General features: G+C 66.2%; 3 protein-coding genes. 1 reads left to right on the top strand and 2 read right to left on the bottom strand.

What is annotated here, in order from left to right:
- Nucleotides 1-642 (top strand): MraY family glycosyltransferase (locus tag XH84_RS01680; protein WP_488226023.1); only part of this gene is annotated, 642 nt, incomplete at its 5' end.
- On the opposite strand, the gene XH84_RS01685 is transcribed toward XH84_RS01680, so the two are convergent.
- Both XH84_RS01685 and XH84_RS01690 read right to left on the bottom strand, forming a co-directional pair.
- Nucleotides 630-1577, bottom strand: a complete 948-nt coding sequence (locus XH84_RS01685; RefSeq protein WP_128917769.1) for an NAD-dependent epimerase/dehydratase family protein — start codon at nucleotides 1575-1577, stop codon at nucleotides 630-632. The genes XH84_RS01680 and XH84_RS01685 overlap by 13 nt on opposite strands.
- A 46-nt stretch (nucleotides 1578-1623) precedes the next feature.
- A partial coding sequence (locus XH84_RS01690) for an SDR family NAD(P)-dependent oxidoreductase (protein WP_164937330.1) occupies nucleotides 1624-2836 on the bottom strand: 1213 nt, incomplete at its 5' end.

The raw sequence follows: 2836 nt of genomic DNA on the forward strand, positions 1-2836 counted from the left end.
GCGCGCATCGTGCCGGCGCTGCCGTTCGCGCTGGAGCGCGGCCTCATCCTGCTCGCCGGAATCTGGTTCGTGAACCTCGTCAACTTCATGGACGGGCTCGACCTGATGACGGTGGCGGAGGTGGTGCCGGTCACGGCCGCGCTCGGGCTGCTCGGATGGTTTGGCGACCTCTCGACGTCCGCCGGACTGCTCGCCACCGCGCTGTGCGGGGCCATGCTCGGCTTTGCGCCGTTCAACCGTCCAGCCGCAAGAGTCTTCCTCGGCGATGTCGGCAGCCTGCCGATCGGTCTGTTGCTCGGCTGGTGCCTGCTCGAGCTTGCCTGGCACGGGCAGCCCGCTGCCGCGCTGCTGCTGCCGGCCTATTACCTTGCGGATTCCACCGTCACGCTGTTTCGCCGCATCATCAGGCGCGAGCCGTTCTGGTCGGCCCACCGCACGCACTTCTATCAACGTGCAACTGACAACGGTTTTGCCGTCTCGCGCGTCGTCGGCGAGGTCTTCCTGCTCAACCTCTTGCTGGCGGCGTTGGCCATCGTCACCGTTCGCGCCGGCTCGATGACGATCGCGATTGTGTCGTTGTTCGCAGGCGGGGCCGCCGTCGCTTTCGTGCTGCGGCGCTTTTCTCGCACTCAGTCGTCCTGAGACTCCACCGCCAGCCGCAGCCCCTCCTCGAGAGAGACCTGCGGCTGCCAGCCGGTCGCGATCGCCTTCGAGATGTCGATCTCGAGCGAGCCGATCAGCCCGTCCTGCATGTCCTGACGGCCCATCATGCGCAGGACCGTGCCGAGCAGGCTTGGCGGTATGCCGAACAGCCGGGCGCTCTTGCCGGAGGCTCGCGCCAGGCACGCGATGAATTCAGGCGTCGAGACCCGCTCCCGGTCGGCCAGCAGGAAGATCTCGAAATTGCTCACCGCGTCAGGATGGCGGAGCCGATGCAGGACGAATGACGACAGGTTCTGCACGGCAAGAAAGTTGCGGCGATTGCGGATCGCCGCAAAGGGCAGCGGCAGCCCCAGCCTGACTGCACGCGCCAGCATTGGGAAATTGCCCTTCGCGTGCGCGCCGTAGATCAGCGGCGGCCTGATCACCGAGATTTTCATGTCGGTGTCGCGCGCGAGCGTCCTCAAGCCTGCCTCGGCCTCAGCCTTGGATGTGCCGTAAAGGCCACGCGGCGTTGGCAGATCGCTCTCGCTGAACGGCGAGCGGCCGTCATTGCTGCGGCCATGCACCAGGACCGTGCTGATGAAGATGAAATGACGCACGCCGGCCGTTGCCGCGTAGCGTGCCAGGCGCAGTGTGCCCTCGACATTGACCTTGCGGTAGAGCTCGGCCGCGTGCTCGTCGTTCTTGTGGTGCACGCGGGCGGCGAGATGGATCACCGCGTCGACGCCTTCAAGCGCGGCCTGCCAATTGGTTTCGGGGCCGATCGATTCGATCACGACCTCGCCATCCGCCCCTTCCTGGCTGCGCACCGCGCGGCGGACCGACCAGCCCTCGCGCGTCAATGCGCGCACGACGTGACGGCCGATGAAGCCACTCGCCCCCGTCACCAGCGCGACCGGCTTTGTCTCGCTCATCGTTGCTCCGACAGAACAGCGCGCAACGACCCATCGATCGGCATGGTCAGGCCGCCGTCGATCCGAATTCGGGCACCGCATCCTTCAGGATGGTTCTGATGGTGGCGCGGTCGTCGCGCGCGATCGCCAGCTCGAGCGCAGCGATCCATTTGCGCAGAGTCTGCATCGGCGGCTCGTTCGGCTGCGCAGCCATGATGCCGGGGATGCCGATTTCGTGGGTCGGCTCCTCGGAGGCGAACAGGATCTCGTACAGCCGCTCGCCCGGCCGCATGCCCGTGAACACGATATCGATGTCATAACCGGGCTCGAGGCCCGAGAGGCGGATCATCCGCTCGGCGAGATCGACGATCTTCACCGGCTGCCCCATGTTGAGCACATAGACCGAAACATCCGGCCGCGATTGCCCGAGTGCGTGCGTTGCCGACGTGATGACGAGATCGCAAGCCTCGCGGATGGTCATGAAATAGCGGACCATATCGGGATGGGTGACGGTGACCGGGCCGCCGGCCTCGATCTGCGCCTTGAATTTCGGAACGACAGACCCGTTCGAGGCCAGCACATTGCCGAAGCGCACCGAGATCAGCCGCATCGGCGGCCTGGCGCCGCCGCTCGCTGCGGCAAGATCATGGTCGAGGGCCTGGCAATACATTTCGGCGAAGCGCTTGGTCAATCCAAGCATCGACACCGGCTCGATCGCCTTGTCGGTCGAGATCATCACCATCGCCTCGGCGCCGGCGGCTAGCGCGGCATCGGCGACGTTGATCGAGCCGAAGATGTTGGTCTTGACCCCCTCGCTCCAGTCGCGCTCGAGGATCGGCACGTGCTTGAGCGCCGCGGCGTGAAACACGATGTCCGGCTTGAACTTGGCCATCAGGCGCATCATGCGTTCGCGGTCGCGGATGTCGGCAATCCGCCCTTCGATCGCAGCGCCGGAGCCGTGCGCGGCGAGGGTCTCCGTGACGGCGTAGAGCGCAGGCTCGGAATTCTCCACAACCAGCAGGCGCGCCGCACCGAAGGCGACCACGCGCTCGCAGATCTCCGACCCGATCGAGCCGCCGCCGCCGGTGACGATCACCGCCTTGCCCCTGATCAAGGCTTCGAGGCGCGCATAGTCGATGTCCTCGCTCGGCCGCAGCAGGAGATCCTCGACTGCGACCGCAGTGAGCCGCGGCGCCTCGCCGCTCTCCAGCGAGGGCATGCGGCTCACGATCGCGCCCAACTTGCGCGCTCGCATCAGGATCGATTCGGGATGGGCATCC

The organism is Bradyrhizobium nanningense, from assembly GCF_004114535.1.
Taxonomy (GTDB): domain Bacteria; phylum Pseudomonadota; class Alphaproteobacteria; order Rhizobiales; family Xanthobacteraceae; genus Bradyrhizobium; species Bradyrhizobium nanningense.

What these genes read in the sequence shown, in the direction of transcription:
- XH84_RS01685 (WP_128917769.1), bottom strand. Translation starts at nt 1,577, where the DNA reads ATGAGCGAGACAAAGCCGGTCGCGCTGGTGACGGGGGCGAGTGGCTTC.